3 protein-coding genes are annotated in these 1575 nt (G+C 70.0%); 2 read left to right on the forward strand and 1 reads right to left on the reverse strand.

Going from position 1 to position 1575, the window contains the following annotated elements:
• A partial coding sequence (gene rsmI / locus VIR09_RS19340) for a 16S rRNA (cytidine(1402)-2'-O)-methyltransferase (RefSeq protein WP_332014333.1) occupies window positions 1-618 on the forward strand: 618 nt, incomplete at its 5' end.
• A gap of 3 nt (window positions 619-621) precedes the next feature.
• Window positions 622-1206: a methylated-DNA--[protein]-cysteine S-methyltransferase gene (locus VIR09_RS19345; protein ID WP_332014334.1), complete on the forward strand. Its 585-nt coding sequence runs from the start codon at window positions 622-624 to the stop codon at window positions 1204-1206.
• A gap of 48 nt (window positions 1207-1254) precedes the next feature.
• On the opposite strand, the gene VIR09_RS19350 is transcribed toward VIR09_RS19345, so the two are convergent.
• Window positions 1255-1575 (reverse strand): SPOR domain-containing protein (locus VIR09_RS19350; protein ID WP_332014335.1); only part of this gene is annotated, 321 nt, incomplete at its 5' end.

Here is a 1575-nt window from a genome sequence, read left to right on the forward strand (position 1 = left end):
GTGTCCGATGCGGGCGCGCCCGCTGTCAGCGATCCTGGCGCGCGCATTGTGCGTGCCGTGCGCGAGGCCGGCTTTGGCGTGGTGCCGGTGCCGGGGCCCAGCGCGGTCATCGCCGCGTTGATGGGCAGCGGCGTCACCACCGACGAAAATCCGGGCTATGCCTTCGCGGGTTTTCCGCCACCCAAGGCGGTGGCGCGCCAGCGCTGGCTGCGCACCTGGTGCGCCTTGCCCGCTCCTGTCGTCATGTTCGAATCGCCACACCGGCTTGCGGCCACGCTGGCCGACCTGCTGGAAGTATGCGGCGCGGACCGCCTGCTGACCGTGGCGCGGGAGCTGACCAAACGCTTCGAGGAGATCGCTACCTTTCCGATGGGCGAGGGCGCGGCCTGGCTGGCCGCGGACGCCCACCGCGAGCAGGGCGAATTCGTGCTGATCGCGCACGCGCCCGCCGAGCAGGAGGTGGATGAAGAAGCCGACCCGCGCGCCGATGCGCTGCTGGACGCCTTGCTGGAGTCCCTGTCGCTGCGCGACGCGGCGCGCGTGGCGGCCAAGGTTTCAGGGCTGCCGCGGGACGTGCTGTACAACCGGGCCCTGGCCCGCAAGAAATCGGCGGAGTAAGGCATGGTGTATTCCACAATCGTGTCCAACAAGCCCGCGGATCCCGACGAACGCCTGGTCTACCGCGATATCCCTACGCCGCTGGGCGACATGCGCCTGGTCGCCAGCCCCAAGGGCCTGCGCGGCGCCTGGTTCACCGACCAGGAACTGTTGCCTGCGGCAGATGGCTGGATTCTCACGGACTCCGATCCCATCCTGGAGCAGGCGCGCCGCGAACTGGACGAATGGTTCGCCGGCCAGCGCCGCGTCTTCGACGTGCCGCTGGATCCCGTGGGCACCACCTTTCAGCATCAGGTCTGGCATGCCTTGTGCGACCTGGAGTTCGGCGTGCTGACGAGCTACGGCGACCTGGCGCGCACCGTGGGAAGACCCAAGGGTGCCCAGGCGGTCGGCGGGGCGGTCGGACGCAATCCGATCAGCATCATCATTCCGTGCCACCGGATCATCGGCGCGGACACCTCGCTGACCGGCTTCGGCGGCGGGTTGCCGCGCAAGCAGGCCTTGCTGGCGCACGAAGGCAATTTCTACCGCAGCCGCAGCGCAAGCGCGCGCCGGGTTTGCGACGGCCAGGCGGAACTGCCCTGGTAGGTGGCGGCGCCCGGCCTGAGGGCCGGGCTTACTGCTCTAGGGGCGAGCCTACTGCGAGGCGATGCTGGGCAGGATGCCGATGCGGTCCGACACCAGTGGCACGGCGTTCAAGGCGCTCTGGCGGTCGGGGTAGGGGCCGATCTTGACGCGGTAGAGGTTGTTCGTCTGTTCGACCGACGCGGGCGGCGCGCCTTCGGCGCCCAACTGCGTGTTGATGCGGCTGACCAGCGACTGTGCGTTGGCCGATTGGCTGAACGCGCCCACCTGCAGATAGACGCTGCCGATGCCTCCCGCCGCCGGCTGGCGCACTGGCGCCGAGCCGGGCGCGGGCCCAGGCAGAGGCTCGGCTGCCAGCGCCACCGGAACGGC

This window comes from Achromobacter sp., from assembly GCF_036567245.1.
In the GTDB taxonomy this organism is placed as follows: Bacteria; Pseudomonadota; Gammaproteobacteria; order Burkholderiales; family Burkholderiaceae_B; genus Achromobacter.